This is a genomic window from Acinetobacter sp. YH01021 (genome assembly GCF_013420255.1).
Classification (GTDB): Bacteria; Pseudomonadota; Gammaproteobacteria; order Pseudomonadales; family Moraxellaceae; genus Acinetobacter.
Window position 1 is genome coordinate 158,995 of the sequence record NZ_VOYO01000004.1, and the last position, 17,224, is coordinate 176,218.

Genomic DNA, 17,224 nt, shown 5'->3' on the forward strand with positions numbered 1-17,224 from the left:
TATCAATAGTTTATAAATTAATCACCACAGGACTCACTGCCTGAGAAATGCACAGTTTGATCTGGGTATTATTACCATGATCAATTTCACCGGTCAGGACATTTCGTACCGAACCACTGACCTTGGTACAGGAACAGGTATTGCAGATGCCCATCCGGCAGCCATGCGCTGGTCGCAAGCCCGACTTTTCGGCACTTTCCAGTAAATTGGACTGCGCCTGAAACTCTTGCTGCGATCTTAAAAACTGTACCGGCTGTGCTTTAATTTTTTCATCGACCACAACCTGGAAATATTCCGAATGAAAATTGGATTTCAATTCCAGTTTATCAACGATGCGAAGTGAGGCCTTCATCATCCCGGCGGAGCCACAAGCATAAATTTTTCGTTCTGCAAAGTCTGGCACCAGCTTTTGCAATAAGCTCTGGGTCAGATGCTGCTGGTGTTCCACAGTATTGAAATGGTGATATTTCAAGTTTGGATGCATAAGAGCCAATGTTTTCAGTTCAGCATGAAAGGCATCATCTCGAGTGAAATAAATCAGGTCGATCTGTTCCAGAGATTGAATGACTGCTTTTTGCAGCAAGGAGTAAATGGCGGTAATACCACTGCCTGAAGCCAGGAATAAAATCAGCTGCGTGGATTTTTGCAATGTGAACTCACCTTGCGGCTGTGAAATTTCTATCACGGCACCAATTTGCATCAGACTTAAGGCACGTGACACTTTGCCCTGCTGTTTAACCGCAATGATCAGATCGCCATTTTTTAATACCGTCACTACAGAATAATGTCGCTGATGACGTACGCCATCAAGTTTGACGGTCACTGCAATATTCTGGCCGGCCTGAAATGACTTGGCTTTAAAATTATGATTTGGACGTAAGTGAATCTTGAAAAAGTCAGGACTGATGGCTTGAATGCCCATAACGGCAGCCTTAACTTTTTTGATTGCCCAGGTTGGATGGATTTTTTCACCAATAAAATCAATGAAATCTTCCCGGATCCAATGCGGCTGATAGGTTGGCATGCTTGTCATTTTTATCCCCTTATCCGCAGACAGTTTCATTAATGTACAACTGTCTAATTATTATATTGCTCAGGATAAAGAATTCTCACATTCAGACCATGTCAATACAGGTCAAATTATGTGCCTAAGCCATATAATATGACTTTTTGTCGGACAATATCATCTAAAAGTAGCGATCAAGACTATATGGATTGAGAAAAAGCATTTTTAAACAGACAACGCTGCTTAGTCTGTACATAAAAAAACTGACCTCTATTCGAGATCAGCTTTTTGACTTCAGGTTGGGATTTTCAGATTAAATGACGCTTTAACCTGCTGCCTGCTCCAAAAGCACAGTACCATATAATTCACGCAGATCTTTTTTCAGCATTTTACCAGTACCACTGAGTGGAATCGCATCAACAAATACGACTCGGTCTGGAATCTGCCATTTGGCTACCTTGTCCGCATAATAATCTAGCAAATCAGTTTCACTTAGCTGGCTGTCCGGTTTTTTAATGGCAATCAATACCGGGCGCTCATCCCATTTAGGATGCTGGGCGGCAATCACGGCAGCCATCGCAATTTCCGGATGTCCCATGGCAATATTTTCCAGCTCCACCGATGAAATCCATTCTCCGCCAGACTTGATTAGATCTTTAGAACGATCACTGAGTTTCATAAAACCATCCTGATCCAGCGTAGCAATATCACCGGTATCAAACCAACCGTCAGCAGTCAAAGCTGACTCTTCCTTGCCGAAATAGTGGCTGATGACCCAATGCCCTTTGACCTGTAAATTTCCTGTGGTCTGTCCATCACGTTCAATTTCATGCGTCCCTTTTTCTGCATCGGTCAAACGTAGGTCAACCCCGAACGGAGGACGACCTTGGGACAGACGAATCTGCAATTTTTCTTCATCAGACAGATGCAAATGTTTGGTCTTGAGCTGATTCGCTGTACCCAGTGGACTGATTTCCGTCATGCCCCAGGCATGGATCGTTTCACAATTAAACTGTTCTTTGAAAGCTCTTAGCATGGCCGGTGGACATGCCGATCCACCTACTACATTCCGTTTTAGGCTTTCCAGTTTGGAGCCTGACTGGTTTGCGGCGGCAATCAAACCCTGCCAGATGGTCGGCACACCAAGTGCTACCGAAACCTGATAATTATCAATCAGGTTGACCAGACTGGCGCCATCCAGGCCCGGTCCAGGAAGGACCAGAGTGCATCCCACCATCGCAGCGGCATACGGTGTGCCCCACGCATTCACATGGAACATCGGCACCACAGGCAACATAATGTCGGCAGCCGAGACATTTAAGGAATCAGGTAAAATGATGGCATAGCTATGTAATACTGTAGAGCGATGGCTAAACAGCACACCTTTGGGATTGCCCGTAGTTCCCGAGGTATAACACAGAGAGCTTGCTGAGTTTTCATCAATTATTGGCCACTCAAAATCTGCATTTTGGCCGGCAATCAGATCATCATAAAACTGAACTTCTGGAATCGCTTCTCTAACTGCCGGATCAGCCGCATCCAGACAGATAAAATGCTCGACCGAGGTCAACAGCGCTTTCACGGCTTTAATTAAAGGGACAAATGTTTTATCAAACAGCACCACGCGATCCGCAGCATCATTGATAATAAAAATGAGCTGTTCCGGAAATAAGCGCGGGTTAATCGTATGACAGACCAGGCCGCTGCCAGAAATGGCATACCAGGACTCTAAATGGCGATGATTATTCCAGGCAATAGTCGCGACCCGATCTCCCTGCGCCAAGCCGAGTTGTTGTAATGCATTGGCAAAACGTTTCGAGTTTTGGTGAATTTCTCCCCAATTGGTCACTGTAATACTGGTATCGGTATTTTTGGAAATTACCTCGGTATCGGCATGATAGCGTCCTGCATGTTCAATCATGCTGCTGATCAGTAAAGGCTGAAACATCATATTTCCGAGCATTCTCCACTCCTTTGTGCTTGTTATTGATCCATATTTGCATATCGTTTTTATAGTTGCATGATGGCTCGGTCTAAAACCGTAACTTACTTTTTATCATCATGTGGATTGAATTTAGCAAGGAAATCTAACTTTGTAAGTATCGAATTGTGACAAATTAAGCCAAGTGACTGAGGCGTATAAAAATTGGAATAAGATTTATGTAGAGATAAAATTTCCACAGAAAATTTGAGACCTGATTTTCACTTTAATTGTCTTGCATCAAGACTCAAGCTTAAAAATAGAATGTCAATAATCCTATTCCTCCCTTTTGTTATATTAAGCATCCTAAAATATGCTATAAATCAAAATAATTAGAACAGTTTTAGTTCAAGAAAGTATATGTATAAGTCTGAAAAACTGGCACAAAATATTCGTCAGATGATTGAAAATGGCGTATGGAAGGCACATGAAAAATTACCTTCACTTCGCGAACAGACCCAATTATCTGGTTATAGCCTGATGACGGTACTCAATGCTTATCAAGAACTTGAAGCACAAGGGCTGGTCTATGCCAAAGACAAATCAGGCTATTACGTTGCAGAACACACTCAAGCGCTGCTCAATAACAAACAGTCCGTCCAGATTGGTTTAAATCCTAAAATTCAAATCAATTCGGTGGTATTTAATTATTTAAAATCGACTCAGTCAGCCGAGATTGTGCCTTTTGGTTCTGCCTTTCCCAATGCAGAGTTGTTATATAACGCTAAATTTATGCAGATTCTGGCGCAGCAGGCCAAAAGAAAAAGCAGTTATAACAATCAGAACCATATGCCGCCTGGTAATCAGGACTTGCGGCAACTGATTGCCAACCGTTATCAATTGCAAGGGATTACCTGCAATCCAGATGACATTGTCATTACGTCCGGCGCACTAGAAGCACTGAATCTGTCTTTACAGGCCTTAACCCAACCCGGTGATTTTATTCTGCTACAGCAAACCATATTTTATGGTGCCTGGCAGGCAGCCGAGCGTCTGGGATTACAGGTGATTACGATTCCGGAACATCCACAGTTTGGCTTTGATCTGGAATCATTTGAACAGGCTTTAAAACAGTATCCGATCAAGGTGTGCTGGCTGATGCTGAATGCCCATAATCCGATTGGCTTTACCGTCAGTTCTGAAATCAAACAAAGAATTGCGGAACTCTTGTATGAATATCAGGTGTATTTAATCGAAGATGATGTTTATCAGGAATTAAATTATGGTTCATCCAAACCGCTACCGGTTAAATATTTTGATCGGCATCAGATGGTTTTGCACTGCGCCTCATTTTCGAAAACGCTGGGGATGGGTGCACGCGTCGGTTGGGTGTATGCCGGCCCATTTTCCGATGCCATTCAGCACTTACAGCTCATGAGCACTTTAACAGTCAGTCCCTTACTTCAAAATGCGCTGGTCGAATTTATTTCACATCATCATTATGAAAAACATTTGCGGCATTTAAGGCAGCATCTGGAAAAATATAAAAAGAAATTTTATCAGGAACTCAAAGCACGTTTGGGAAGCATCTGTGAAATTTATTATTATTCCAGTGGTTATTTTCTCTGGATTGAATTACCTAAAGAAGTTGATGCCCAGCAGCTCTATGAACAATTGCTTCAACAACATATTTCAGTTGCCCCTGCACTGCTGTTTAAGCCTGAGCCTACCAGCCAACATTATATTCGGCTGAATTGTTCGTTTGAATGGACAGCCAATATTGAAAATGCAGTCAATCTGCTGACAGAAACCATTCTTCAAAATAGCAAAAGCGCGGATTAATTCATCCACGCTTCTGTTACAGATCAGACTTTCTTATGAAAGGAGTCTTAGAAGTTGTAAATAGCAACCGCATTAATACGGTTATCTTCACCTGTAGTGCTGCCATTTGGTGTAGCAGCAGCCAAAGCTTCACGTTCACCATAGACATATTCGAGACCGAAACTTAAAGGCTTGGTTGGACTATAGAACACGTTAGCCCAAGCTTGCCATAAGTCTTTATTGGCTTTGGTCTTGTCAGTGACTGCATTGATATAAGCCTGATCTTCATCAAAATTCATATAGCCATAACCCAAGGTACCGCGCAATTTGTCATTAAACTGCTGAGTCAGGCCAACTGAAATTGAATCAAATTCGCTTTGTAATAAATCGCCATTTGCAGCGGTAATCACACCCGTATTTGCATAAGAGACAAAACTGCTATCACCTTTGACATGATAATAATCTGCCTTAAGGCTAGTGCCTGGAACAAACTCATATTTCGCACCTATACCTACACCCCATGCAGTTTTTTCATCTTCATTGACACGCTTTTCATTCCCCATCGCACGGGCACTGACTGTAAGATTATCAGCAAATTTATGATTTAAACGTGCTGTTAAAGCAGGTAGGCGCTGTTTAATACCAGTAATGGTTGCATCTTTTGGATCTTCTACTGCAAATACCAGATTGGTTTCAGGACTGATTGTGCTGGTATAACGAACTTGTGGCGTCCGTTTAATTGAACCGCCAGCATAAACCAATGCATCTACAGTTTCTGGAATATAATCTGGTACTGCAAAGTTCGACCAGGTTTGACCGATCAACCAGTTGGCATAGCTGATATAAGCATGACGGATACGCAAGTTATCAAAGCTCGCGCCGCCCAGAAAATCCACTTCAACTTTACCGCTTAAAGCTTTATCTCCAGCACCGACTGGTGCTTTAAAATCCATGCCTAAGCGGGTTGCAGCCAGAGTAGATTTAAATTCATCACTACGCTCACCGACACCTTCTAAAGGTACAGCATTAATCTGGTTATACATACGTGCTGCTGAACCACCTTCAGCCTGATAAGAGGCATCGGCACGAATATTGCCATAAAGATTAAATTCGGCACCACTGGCAATTTTCATGACAGGTTTGCTTGCTGGAGCGGGTGTTGCTGCAACATGTGCTGTGACCACGGCCGTCTGTCTTTGCTGTTGCTCAACCAGTGCGCGTAAGGCCTGAACTTCTTGGCGAAGTTGTTCAATTTCCTGCTGATTCGACTGAGCGAAGGTTTGTGCTTGAGTCGATAAGCTGATGCCCCCTAAACTCATTGCCATCATGCTAATCAGAACTGTGCGCTTAAATGTGATTGTTGATTGATTAAATAATTGTGTCGTGTTCATCCTAAACTCGCTTTTTATTATGCGTTTCGATTCTAGCAACAGATCACCACCCGTTACGATGGCGATCTATATCATTGGGAATATTATCTTTATTGATTGAAATCTAACTTAATGTGTCGCTTCTTTTGCCAATGGATTCGGCTTCACATCAGGTGTTGCAAGGGCTTGGCCATCTACGGAAGTTTTTAAGTTCACCAGGAAAATTGCCAGCGCAGCGATTACGCCAGGAATCGCAATTGCAAAGAAGTTCATTTGATGCGGTAAATTCATGGTTAATAAAGCACCAGTGAGTACCGGCCCAACAATTGCACCAATACGTCCAATACCTGATGCCCAGCCCATACCGGTAGAACGTACCGTCGATGGATAATACTGCGCCACAAAGGTATAAAGCAGGATTTGAGAGCCAATCGTTGCAGCACCTGCCACAGCAATCAAGGTATACAGTACGAATTGCGGACTGTTAAAGCCAAGCAGAATCAAGGCAATGGCACCGCAGAAGAACATGATGGTCAGCACTTTTTTGATATGGAATTTATCTGCGAGATATCCCCCACCAATGGCACCTACCATTCCACCAATATTCAGTGCGAACAGGAAGATCATACTGGCACCTAGCGAGTAACCTGCCTGAATCATCAGTTTTGGCAACCAGCTACCCAATGCGTAGACCATCAACAGGCACATAAAGAATGCCAGCCAGAACATGAAGGTACTAAAACTACGGCCTTGTTGGAACAGGGCTTTTAATGGCGCTTCATCACCCTTTTGCACTTCATTCAGGACAAGCTGGGTATCACTGGTAATGACCTGTGTCGGAGAAATTTTCTGAATAATCGTGTGTGCTTGAGCCGTCTGTTGCTTGTTGGTCAGGTACATCAGGGATTCTGGCAGATATTTCCATAGAATCGGCAAGATGAGCAATGGAATGCCGGCAAGCAGGAACATGATTTTCCAGCCAAATTGCGGCACCAACCATGCACCGAGTAGCGCAGAAGTCATCCCGCCAATGGCATAACCACTAAACATCAACGCAACCAAGGTGCTGCGGATACGTTTAGGTGCATACTCGGTCATCAAAGCGACCACGTTAGGCATGACCCCGCCAATACCCAAACCAGCCAAGAAGCGCAAGATTCCAAATTCGATTGGTGATGTGGCAAAGGCACCAATGAATGTGAAGCCGCTAAAAATAGCCACACAGATCATGATGGTTTTTTTACGGCCGAGTTTATCGGACAATGTACCGAAACTCATGGCACCAAACATCATTCCGAATAAGGCAGTACTAGCCAGCATTCCAGCTTGCACTGCACTTAACGACCATTCTTGCATCAGCAGCGGCAATGCCACCCCATAGATGACCAGGTCATAACCGTCAAAAATAATGATCAGCAAACACCAGATCAAAACACCCCAATGAAAAGGTGTGAACTTTGCTTCATCGATCAGCGTATTTATATTCACTTTATTTGTAGACATCTTCACCTCCTAATTGTGAAGTTCAATTTATGAGATTCACAATGCAGAAGATGTCCATAAATGTCCAAAACTGAATAGGCATACTTCTATACCTATAAAGTCTGCCTTCAAGAAAAGGCTTTATTTACTATGCCTTAATGATATTCATCCAAATAAAACGACTTTAATTCAGTCATTAAATAATAATTTCACCTATTTTATATAGCATCTAAAAAGTTTTTAATCTTGTTTAAAACACCGCACGATCATATTTAATCGCTTCAAGATCATAGACCTGATAGACCACATCAAACAGATAACGAATATATTCACTTTCATCCATGTTACGAATCGCCATAAAGACCGGACTGACCGCAAATTCATCTAATAAAGGGATAAAGTTTAAATGTGCCAGACGAATATTCTGGGCACTTTCCGGCACGATACAAACACCCTCTCCAGCAGCCACAAAACCCAGCGCCAGTTGCAATTCACTGACTGCACGGATATTTTTCGGCTCTAGTCCATACTCGGAAAATATACCGCGCACCTGGGTCGAAAAATTTGCCTTACCATTATTCGGGTATAAAAAGAGTGGCTGATCCACCAGTTCAGCTAGGTTCACGCCATCTCGTTGCGAGAGAAAATGGCTGGAATGCGCAGCGACCATGAGTCTTTCTTCACGCAGCAACACCCGTTTCACTGCTGGATCTGAAATTCTCAAGCGTCCAAAACCGACATCAATCCGCCCTTCCTTAAGTGCCTGAATCTGCTCTGAAGTATTCATTTCAACCATCTCAATTTTGAGCTGGGGATGTTGCTGCTTAAATAAAAACACAATACGCGATAGCAAACCGAACAATAACGAGCCAACAAAACCAATACTAATGGTGCGATCCGCGATACCAATCCGTTTGGTCATCGATTTTATTTCTTCCGCATTAGACAAAAGTTTAACCGCATGCTGGTAGAAGAATTGACCTGCTTCTGTGGTCTTAAGCGGTCGGCTACCTCTTTCAAAGAGCTGAATATCCAGTTCCTGTTCCAGATTTTGTATTTGTCTGCTTAAAGGTGGTTGAGCAATAAACAGTTTTTCTGCCGCCTTGGTAAAACTTTGTTCTTCGACGACTGCGACAAAGTAACGCAAATGCCTGAGTTCCATATTCCTGCATACCTTTAAAGTATAAAAAAATGCTAAATCGATCTTAGACCAATCAAAATTATTCTTTTAAGGTATATCAAGTCAAAACATTAAAGCAAGAATGTGAAGCGTAATTATGTATAAGTCAGTTGAAACCTTGCTGGTAGAAATTCCAACCATTCGCCCTCACAAGATGGCAGTGGCGACGATGCAAACCCAGACCCTGGTATTGGTCAAAATCACCACTGAAGATGGTTACATCGGTTGGGGTGAAGCAACAACGATCGGTGGCTTAGGTTATGGTGATGAAAGCCCGGAAAGCGTAAAAGTTAATATTGAAACTTATTTTGCGCCTCTTTTAAAAACATTATCCGGTTTAAATGTTGCACAGACATTACAAGCAATCAAAAAGAATATTAATGGTAACCGTTTTGCCAAATGTGCGATTCAGACTGCACTTTTAGACATTCAGGCACAACGTTTAGGTTTGCCATTAAGCGAAGTCCTCGGTGGTCGCTTACGTGACAGTATTCCAGTTCTTTGGGTATTGGCTTCTGGCAATACCGAAAAAGATATTGCGGAAGCAGAGAAAATGGTTGCGGCAAAACGTCACAACATTTTCAAACTCAAAATCGGTTCGCGTCCGGTAGAAGAAGATGTTGAACATGTGCTGGCAATTAAGAAGGCCTTAGGCAAAGACGTTTCAATCCGTGTGGATGTGAACCGTGCCTGGTCAGAACTGGAAGCGATTAAAGGCATTCAGTTATTGCAAGATGGCGGTGTTGATCTGATTGAACAGCCATGTGCAATTGATAACCTGGATGCCATGCGCCGTCTGACCCGACGTTTTGATGTTGCCATCATGGCAGACGAATCGTTAATGGGCCCGCACTCAGCGTATGAGATTGCCAAACAAAACGGTTCATCTGTTTTTGCAGTCAAAGTTGCCCAGTCGGGTGGCCTGATTGAAGGTTGTGAAGTAGGCAAGATTGCCAAACTTGCAGGTATTGACCTGTATGGCGGCACCATGCTGGAAGGCCCTGTGGGCACGATTGCTTCGGCACATGTGTTCTCTACTTTTGAAAGTCTGGCGTTCGGTACCGAGCTGTTTGGTCCTCTACTGCTGACTGAAGATATTTTGAAAACCCCGCTCAACTATCAAAACTTTGAACTTGAGATTCCGAAAGGGCCAGGTCTGGGGATTGAGTTGGATGAAAACAAGATTGACAACTTGCGTCGTCAGTAATTAGGAGAAACCCATGCTTTTTCACGTACGTATGGATGTAAACATTCCACGTGATCTGCCAGTTGAACAGGCAAACGAAATTAAGGCTGTTGAAAAGGCTTATTCACAGGAATTGCAGCGTCAAGGCAAATGGCGTCATATCTGGCGCATCACGGGCCAGTACTCAAACATCAGTATTTTTGATGTTGAAAGCAATGAAGAGTTGCACAACCTGTTACAAGGCTTGCCTCTCTATCCTTATATGAACATTGAAGTAATGGCATTAAACCGTCACCCATCTTCAGTTCGAGATGACGACAGTTGATTGAATGAGCGGATTGGGAGTCACCGGATTCCTCTTCCAAATCGAAAACAGAGGGTACCTCAACAAGGATTGTGGCCAGCCAGATTTAGCCAGCCAATGAAAGCTAAAAAAGTGCGCCACTAAAAGATGAAAGACATACTTTAGGAGCAATAGTATGAATCGCCAAGAAATTGATGCATTAGTTAAGCAAATGAACGTTGATACAGCGACAGGTCCTGTAGATGAACGTGTACAACAAGTTGTTGTGCGTTTATTGGGTGACCTTTTCCAAGCGATCGAAGATCTTGATATTTCCCAGTCAGAACTGTGGAAAGGGCTGGAATACTTTACTGATGCCGGCCAAGCGAACGAATTAGGTTTATTGGCTGCAGGTTTGGGTCTGGAGCACTACCTAGACTTACGTGCTGATGAAGCGGATGCTAAAGCAGGCATTACTGGCGGTACGCCACGTACGATTGAAGGTCCACTTTATGTCGCTGGCGCACCTGAAACTGTAAGCTTTGCACGTATGGATGATGGTTCTGAAGAAGGCAAAATCCCGACGCTGATCATTGAAGGTACAGTGACGGATACTGACGGCAACCGTGTTGAAGGTGCCAAAGTTGAAATCTGGCATGCAAACAGCCTGGGCAACTACTCATTCTTTGACAAGTCACAGTCTGACTTTAACTTGCGTCGCAGCATCATTACCGCTGCCGATGGTCAATATACTGCATTGACGACAATGCCAGTAGGTTATGGCTGCCCTCCAGAAGGTACAACTCAGTTTGTACTGGACAAGTTAGGCCGTCATGGTAACCGTCCATCGCACGTACATTACTTCGTATCTGCACCGGGTTACCGCAAGCTGACTACTCAATTCAATATTGAAGGCGACCAATACCTGTGGGATGACTTTGCATTCGCTACTCGTGAAGGCTTGGTTGCAACTGCGGTTGACGTGACTGATGAAGCTGAAATTGCAAAACGTGGTCTAAACGGTCCTTTCAAACACATTCAATTTGATATTGAACTCGTGAAAGAGAAACAAGACGCACCTTCTACTGAAGTTGATCGTCGCCGCGCTAGCGCTTAATACATTAAGAAGCGGGATATTGCCTTGAGATATATCCCGCTGACTTCCCCCTTGGAAAGTCGGAGAAAGGACATGCCTCGTATTCCCGTAATTAACACCAGCCATTTAGACCGCATTGACGAACTACTGGTGGATGACTATGAATCTGGTGAATTTAAACTACACCGTTCAGTATTTACAGACCAGGCCCTGTTTGACCTTGAGATGAAATACATCTTTGAAGGCAATTGGGTTTATCTGGCACATGAAAGCCAGATTCCAAACAATAACGACTTCTATACTACTTATATTGGTCGTCAGCCGATCATCATTGCACGTAACCGTCAAGGTGAACTGAATGCCATGATCAATGCCTGTTCGCATCGCGGTGCTCAATTGTGTCGTAACAAGAAAGGCAATAAAGCAACTTATACTTGCCCATTCCATGGCTGGACGTTCAATAACTCCGGCAAGTTATTAAAAGTTAAAGATCCGGCTGAAGCGGGTTATTCAGACTGCTTTAACAAAGACGGTTCACATGACCTGAAAAAGGTTGCGCGTTTTGAAAGCTATAAAGGTTTCCTGTTCGGCAGCTTGAATCCGGATGTCCCTGCTCTGGAAGAATACCTGGGTGAAGCGACCAAAATCATTGACATGATCGTGGATCAGTCTGAACAAGGTCTGGAAGTTTTACGTGGTTCTTCGACTTATACCTATGAAGGTAACTGGAAGTTGACTGCTGAAAACGGTGCTGATGGTTATCACGTGTCTGCTGTACATTGGAACTATGCTGCAACCACTCAGCAACGTAAAGAAAAACAGGCGGGTGACAACATCCGTGCCATGAGCGCAGGCGCATGGGGCAAACAAGGCGGTGGTTCTTACGGCTTTGAACACGGTCATATGCTGCTTTGGACGCAATGGGCTAACCCGGAAGACCGTCCTAACTTTGCCAAGAAAGATGAATACACTGCGCAATATGGCGAAGCCATGGCGAAGTGGATGATCGAACGTTCACGTAACCTGTGTATCTATCCAAACGTTTACTTCATGGATCAGTTCGGTTCACAAATCCGTGTCCTGCGCCCGATTTCTGTCGATAAAACTGAAGTGACGATCTACTGTATCGCACCTGTAGGCGAAGAGCCTGAAGCGCGTACCCGTCGTATCCGTCAGTATGAAGATTTCTTTAACGCTTCAGGTATGGCAACCCCAGACGATCTTGAAGAATTCCGTGCCTGTCAGGCAGGTTATGCCGGTATCGCGCTGGAATGGAACGACATGTGCCGTGGTTCTAAACACTGGATTCAAGGTCCGGATGATGCTGCCAATGAAATCGGTTTAAAACCAAAACTGTCTGGTATTAAAACTGAAGATGAAGGTTTATACCTGTCTCAGCACCAGTACTGGTTAGAATTGATCAAAAAAGGTATTGCGACTGAGAAAGAAATTGCAGCATCCACTGAAGGAGAAAACGCATGAGCGACATCACTTTAGAAAATATTGCTCAGTTCCTGTATCAAGAAGCACGCTTTTTAGACGATGAGCAATGGGATGACTGGTTAACCTGTTATGCCCCGACTGCTTCTTTCTGGATGCCAGCTTGGGATGACGACGACAAGCTGACCACAGATCCACAGTCTGAAATCTCGTTGATTTATTACCCGGACCGTCAAGGTTTAGAAGACCGTGTGTTCCGGATCAAGACTGAACGTTCCTCTGCAACCATGCCGGACACACGGACCTGCCATAACCTCAGCAATATTGAAATTGTTGAACGTGATGGCGACAAAGTGACTGTACGTTTTAACTGGAATACTTTGAGCTTCCGTTACAAAACAAGTTACAGCTACTTCGGTATGTCTCGTTATGAAATTGATTTCTCAGGCGATAAACCGCAGATTTTAAGCAAATATGTGGTACTGAAAAACGATTACATCAACCAGGTTATCGACATTTATCACCTCTAAGACTGTTTATACAGCCAGGTTATGCCTTTCGGTCAGATGGAAAATTGGCTGAAAGGCTCAGTTACAAAGATTTATATAGGATATTCAGCCATGTCAAACCACAATGTTGCACTTCAATTTGAAGATGGCGTTACACGTTTTATTTCTGTTTCTGACGGAGAAACCCTGTCAGACGCAGCTTACCGTCAAAAGATCAATATTCCTTTGGACTGCCGTGATGGTGCTTGTGGAACGTGTCGTGCGTTTTGTGAATCAGGTTCATTTGACATGCCTGAAGAAACCTATATTGAAGATGCACTAACACCTGAAGAAGCCGCTGAAGGCTATATTCTGGCTTGTCAATGTAAACCGACTTCAGATGCAGTGTTCCAGATTCAGGCCTCTTCAGAAGTTTGCAAAACTGAAATTCATGAATTCCAGGGTACGCTGGCTCGTGTCGAAAACCTGTCTGATTCAACCATTACTTTTGATATCCAGTTAGATGAAGGTCAACCAGACATTCACTTCCTAGCAGGTCAATATGTCAATGTCGGAATTCCAGGCACCACAGAGACCCGTTCTTATTCATTCAGCTCAAAACCGGGTAATCGTCTGACTGGTTTCGTAGTACGTAATGTACCGAATGGGAAAATGAGTGAATTCTTGAGCAAAAATGCCCAAGCTGGCGACAAAATGACCTTTACTGGTCCATTTGGTAGCTTCTACCTGCGCCCTGTGACCCGCCCTGTCTTGATGCTAGCGGGTGGTACAGGTATCGCACCATTCATGTCGATGCTGCAAGTGCTGGAAGAAAAAGGTTCAGAGCATCCAGTGCGTTTAGTATTTGGTGTGACCAATGACTTTGACCTGGTAGCGATTGAAAAACTGAACGAACTGCAAGACAAATTCTCGTGGTTTGAATACCGCACAGTGGTTGCTAACCCAGAATCTGCACATGAGCGTAAAGGCTATGTGACCGGTCATATCGAAAATGAATGGCTGAATGACGGTGATGTAGATGTCTACCTGTGTGGTCCAGTACCAATGGTAGAAGCGGTTCGCGGCTGGTTAGATGCTGAAGGCGTTAAACCTGCAAGCTTCCTGTTTGAAAAATTCTCTGCCAACTAATAGAGGGAATTTGTTCAATGTCTAACCGTCAAAGATTTGAAAATAAAGTCGTCATTGTGACCGGTGCCGCTCAAGGCATCGGTCGCGGTGTCGCGCTGCAAGTGGCGAGCGAAGGCGCCCAAGTCGTCATGGCTGACCTTTCCCCTTATGTAGAAGAAGTTCTGGCTGAAATTGAAGCGACTGGCGGTGATGCGATTACGGTCAAAGCCAATCTGGAAACGTTTGCCGGTGCTCAATCAGTCGTTGAAAAAGCGCTAGAAACCTATGGCCGTGTCGATGTCCTGATCAACAACGTCGGTGGCGCGATCTGGATGAAACCTTTCGAAGAATTTTCTGAAGAGGAAATTATCAAGGAAGTGAACCGTTCATTGTTCCCGACGCTGTGGTGCTGCCGTGCAGTTCTTCCGGAAATGATTAAAAATCAGAAAGGTACCATTGTAAACGTATCTTCTATTGCGACACGCGGCATTAACCGTGTGCCATATTCAGCGTCTAAAGGTGGCGTAAATGGCCTGACGGCTTCCCTTGCCTTTGAACATGCCAAAGATGGTATTCGCGTTAACGCAGTGGCAACGGGTGGCACTGAAGCACCACCACGTAAAGTACCGCGCAATGCCAATCCACTGACTGAATCTGAAAAGGAATGGATGCAGCAAGTGGTTGATCAGACCATTGACCGTACTTTCATGGGACGCTACGGTACGATTCAGGAGCAAGTGAATGCAATTGTATTCCTGGCTTCGGATGAATCATCTTATATGACAGGTACAGTGGTACCAGTCGGCGGTGGAGATCAGGGCTAGTCCTGATCATCACGATTTTTAACAGGCTCATGGTTCGACGCAAGGAGGCACATCACCAATGAATACCCTGTTTCAGACATTAAAAAATGATTGGTCAATTTCAGCGACTGTTGCAGGATTTTTAGCAGTGCTAATTTCCTATTCAGGGCCACTGATCATTTTTTTCCAGGCGGCACAGCAAGCCCAGGTTTCCCCAGACATGATGATTTCATGGATTTGGGGAATTTCTATTGGTGCTGCACTCGCAGGTATCTTTTTATCGATTAAATACAAAATACCTGTTGTCACCGCCTGGTCTGCGCCCGGAACGGCTTTATTAGTCACGCTGTTTCCCGATATTTCGCTCAATGAAGCGGTTGCTGCCTATATCACCTCTGCCGTGGTGATTTTTTTCATTGGGATCACCGGTTATTTCGACAAATTGCTGTCCTGGATTCCTCAGGAAGTCGCTGCCGGAATGATGGCGGGGATTTTACTGCAGTTTGGTTTAGGGTTGTTTACCGCGACCGATACCATGCCCTATATCGTCTTTGGCATGCTGGCGGTATTTTTGCTGGCCAAGCGTTTCAGTCCACGCTATGCGATGGTCTGGGTACTGGTTGCCGGTGTGGTTTTAAGTATGTTACTGGGCAAGATTAACCCGGTCACGGCAGATTTTAGTCTGGCAATTCCGCAATTTATTGCACCAGAATGGACCTGGAGTTCAACCCTGAATCTGGCCCTCCCGCTCATTCTGGTCAGCCTGTCTGGCCAGTTTTTACCGGGAATGGCGATTATCAAACTCAGTGGTTATGACATGCCCGCCAAGCCAATTATTAGTGCAACCAGTATTGCCTCGCTTGCAGTGGCCTGTGTAGGTGGTATCACGATTGTCTTGGCCTCGATCACAGCTGCTTTGTGTCTGGGGAAAGATGCCCACGAGCTGAAAGAAAAGCGTTATATCGCTGGTGTGGCGAATGGGCTTTTTTACATTTTAGGCGGCTTATTTGCCGGCAGCATTGTCATGCTTTTTAGCCTGATGCCCAAAGAATTAATTGCGGCTTTGGCAGGACTGGCATTACTGGGTGCGATTGCCACCAACATTTCCGTGGCCATGGGCAAAGAGTCGCAACGTGATGCAGCACTGATCACCTTTTTAGCGACTGCTTCCGGCATGCATTTCTTGGGACTGAGTTCAGTCTTTTGGGGAATTTGCATTGGCCTGGTAGCACATTTTCTGCTGTCACAGAAAAACCGTAACGCAGTTCCGGTTACAGCATCAGATTCAAAACGAGTTTAAAGACATCCATCAGTTTAGGATATGTAAGGACCAGATTATGATAGATAAAAGTTCATTATCATTGAAAGAAGCACTCTCCCAGATCAAGGACGGTTCTACCATTATGATCGGTGGTTTCGGTACAGCGGGTCAGCCTGCTGAACTGATTGATGGTCTGATCGAATTGGGTATTAAAGACCTGATTATTGTCAACAATAATGCCGGTAATGGCGATTATGGTCTGGCGAAACTGCTTAAAGCGGGCGCTGTGCGTAAAATTATCTGTTCTTTCCCGCGTCAGTCAGATTCCTGGGTATTTGACGAACTCTATCGTGCAGGCAAGATCGAACTGGAACTGGTGCCGCAAGGTAATCTGGCTTGCCGTATTCAGGCAGCAGGTATGGGCTTAGGTCCAATCTACACGCCTACCGGTTTTGGTACTTTGCTGGCTGAAGGCAAACCGACCATGAACTACGAAGGTAAAGACTACGTTTTAGAAAATCCAATTAAAGCTGACTTTGCTTTAATTAAAGCTTCTAAAGGCGACCGTTGGGGCAATCTGGTCTACCGTAAATCTGCGCGTAACTTCGGCCCGATTATGGCGATGGCTGCGGATGTGACGATTGCTCAAGTTTCTGAAGTGGTTGAACTGGGTGCACTGGATCCGGAACACATCATCACCCCGGGAATTTTTGTTCAACACGTTGTTCAAGTTAAACCTGCACAATAATTGGCATCGGA

The 17,224-nt window shown here is 44.4% G+C and carries 15 protein-coding genes; 10 read left to right on the forward strand and 5 right to left on the reverse strand.

Annotated features, from left to right (window positions below; all coding sequences use genetic code 11):
- Nucleotides 1-10: 10 nt before the first annotated feature.
- The gene (locus FTT86_RS05270; protein ID WP_180180749.1) at nucleotides 11-1,033 is read right to left on the reverse strand and encodes a flavin reductase family protein; all 1,023 of its coding nucleotides are present in this window, start codon (nucleotides 1,031-1,033) and stop codon (nucleotides 11-13) included.
- A 298-nt stretch (nucleotides 1,034-1,331) separates the two neighbouring features.
- Nucleotides 1,332-2,969, reverse strand: a complete 1,638-nt coding sequence (locus tag FTT86_RS05275; RefSeq protein ID WP_180180750.1) for a long-chain-fatty-acid--CoA ligase — start codon at nucleotides 2,967-2,969, stop codon at nucleotides 1,332-1,334.
- 378 nt (nucleotides 2,970-3,347) lie between these two features.
- On the opposite strand from FTT86_RS05275, the gene FTT86_RS05280 reads away from it, so the two are divergent.
- Nucleotides 3,348-4,769 carry a PLP-dependent aminotransferase family protein gene (locus tag FTT86_RS05280; RefSeq protein WP_180180751.1) on the forward strand — a complete coding sequence of 474 codons (1,422 nt, stop codon included), beginning with the start codon at nucleotides 3,348-3,350 and terminating at the stop codon, nucleotides 4,767-4,769.
- A 47-nt stretch (nucleotides 4,770-4,816) separates the two neighbouring features.
- On the opposite strand, the gene FTT86_RS05285 is transcribed toward FTT86_RS05280, so the two are convergent.
- The 3 genes from FTT86_RS05285 to FTT86_RS05295 all read right to left on the reverse strand — a co-directional run bounded on the left by FTT86_RS05285 (nucleotide 4,817) and on the right by FTT86_RS05295 (nucleotide 8,762).
- Nucleotides 4,817-6,139: a DcaP family trimeric outer membrane transporter gene (locus FTT86_RS05285; protein ID WP_180180752.1), complete on the reverse strand. Its 1,323-nt coding sequence runs from the start codon at nucleotides 6,137-6,139 to the stop codon at nucleotides 4,817-4,819.
- A 108-nt stretch (nucleotides 6,140-6,247) separates the two neighbouring features.
- Nucleotides 6,248-7,621 carry an MFS transporter gene (locus FTT86_RS05290; RefSeq protein WP_121979963.1) on the reverse strand — a complete coding sequence of 458 codons (1,374 nt, stop codon included), beginning with the start codon at nucleotides 7,619-7,621 and terminating at the stop codon, nucleotides 6,248-6,250.
- Between the two features lie 229 nt (nucleotides 7,622-7,850).
- Nucleotides 7,851-8,762, reverse strand: coding sequence for a LysR family transcriptional regulator (locus tag FTT86_RS05295; RefSeq protein ID WP_180180753.1), 912 nt, complete (start codon nucleotides 8,760-8,762; stop codon nucleotides 7,851-7,853).
- 115 nt (nucleotides 8,763-8,877) lie between these two features.
- On the opposite strand from FTT86_RS05295, the gene FTT86_RS05300 reads away from it, so the two are divergent.
- From FTT86_RS05300 to FTT86_RS05340, 9 genes are all read left to right on the forward strand, one after another.
- Entirely contained in the window at nucleotides 8,878-9,987 is a 1,110-nt protein-coding gene (locus tag FTT86_RS05300) for a muconate/chloromuconate family cycloisomerase (protein ID WP_004647035.1), read from the forward strand.
- 13 nt (nucleotides 9,988-10,000) lie between these two features.
- The gene (gene catC, locus FTT86_RS05305; protein ID WP_004647036.1) at nucleotides 10,001-10,291 is read left to right on the forward strand and encodes a muconolactone Delta-isomerase; all 291 of its coding nucleotides are present in this window, start codon (nucleotides 10,001-10,003) and stop codon (nucleotides 10,289-10,291) included.
- 154 nt (nucleotides 10,292-10,445) lie between these two features.
- Nucleotides 10,446-11,366, forward strand: a complete 921-nt coding sequence (gene catA, locus FTT86_RS05310; protein WP_005100210.1) for a catechol 1,2-dioxygenase — start codon at nucleotides 10,446-10,448, stop codon at nucleotides 11,364-11,366.
- Nucleotides 11,367-11,438: 72 nt separating this feature from the next.
- Entirely contained in the window at nucleotides 11,439-12,827 is a 1,389-nt protein-coding gene (gene benA, locus FTT86_RS05315; protein WP_174894381.1) for a benzoate 1,2-dioxygenase large subunit, read from the forward strand.
- Nucleotides 12,824-13,315: a benzoate 1,2-dioxygenase small subunit gene (benB, locus tag FTT86_RS05320; RefSeq protein WP_005096959.1), complete on the forward strand. Its 492-nt coding sequence runs from the start codon at nucleotides 12,824-12,826 to the stop codon at nucleotides 13,313-13,315. The genes benA and benB overlap by 4 nt, the downstream gene beginning before the upstream one ends.
- 90 nt (nucleotides 13,316-13,405) lie before the next feature.
- Nucleotides 13,406-14,422: a benzoate 1,2-dioxygenase electron transfer component BenC gene (gene benC, locus FTT86_RS05325; RefSeq protein WP_180086979.1), complete on the forward strand. Its 1,017-nt coding sequence runs from the start codon at nucleotides 13,406-13,408 to the stop codon at nucleotides 14,420-14,422.
- Nucleotides 14,423-14,439: 17 nt separating this feature from the next.
- Nucleotides 14,440-15,225, forward strand: coding sequence for a benzoate diol dehydrogenase BenD (gene benD / locus FTT86_RS05330; RefSeq protein WP_180086978.1), 786 nt, complete (start codon nucleotides 14,440-14,442; stop codon nucleotides 15,223-15,225).
- Between the two features lie 58 nt (nucleotides 15,226-15,283).
- On the forward strand, nucleotides 15,284-16,504 hold the full coding sequence (benE, locus tag FTT86_RS05335) for a benzoate/H(+) symporter BenE (RefSeq protein WP_004894958.1): 1,221 nt from the start codon (nucleotides 15,284-15,286) through the stop codon (nucleotides 16,502-16,504).
- 37 nt (nucleotides 16,505-16,541) lie between these two features.
- Nucleotides 16,542-17,213: a 3-oxoacid CoA-transferase subunit A gene (locus FTT86_RS05340; protein ID WP_004731110.1), complete on the forward strand. Its 672-nt coding sequence runs from the start codon at nucleotides 16,542-16,544 to the stop codon at nucleotides 17,211-17,213.
- The last annotated feature ends 11 nt before the right edge of the window (nucleotides 17,214-17,224 follow it).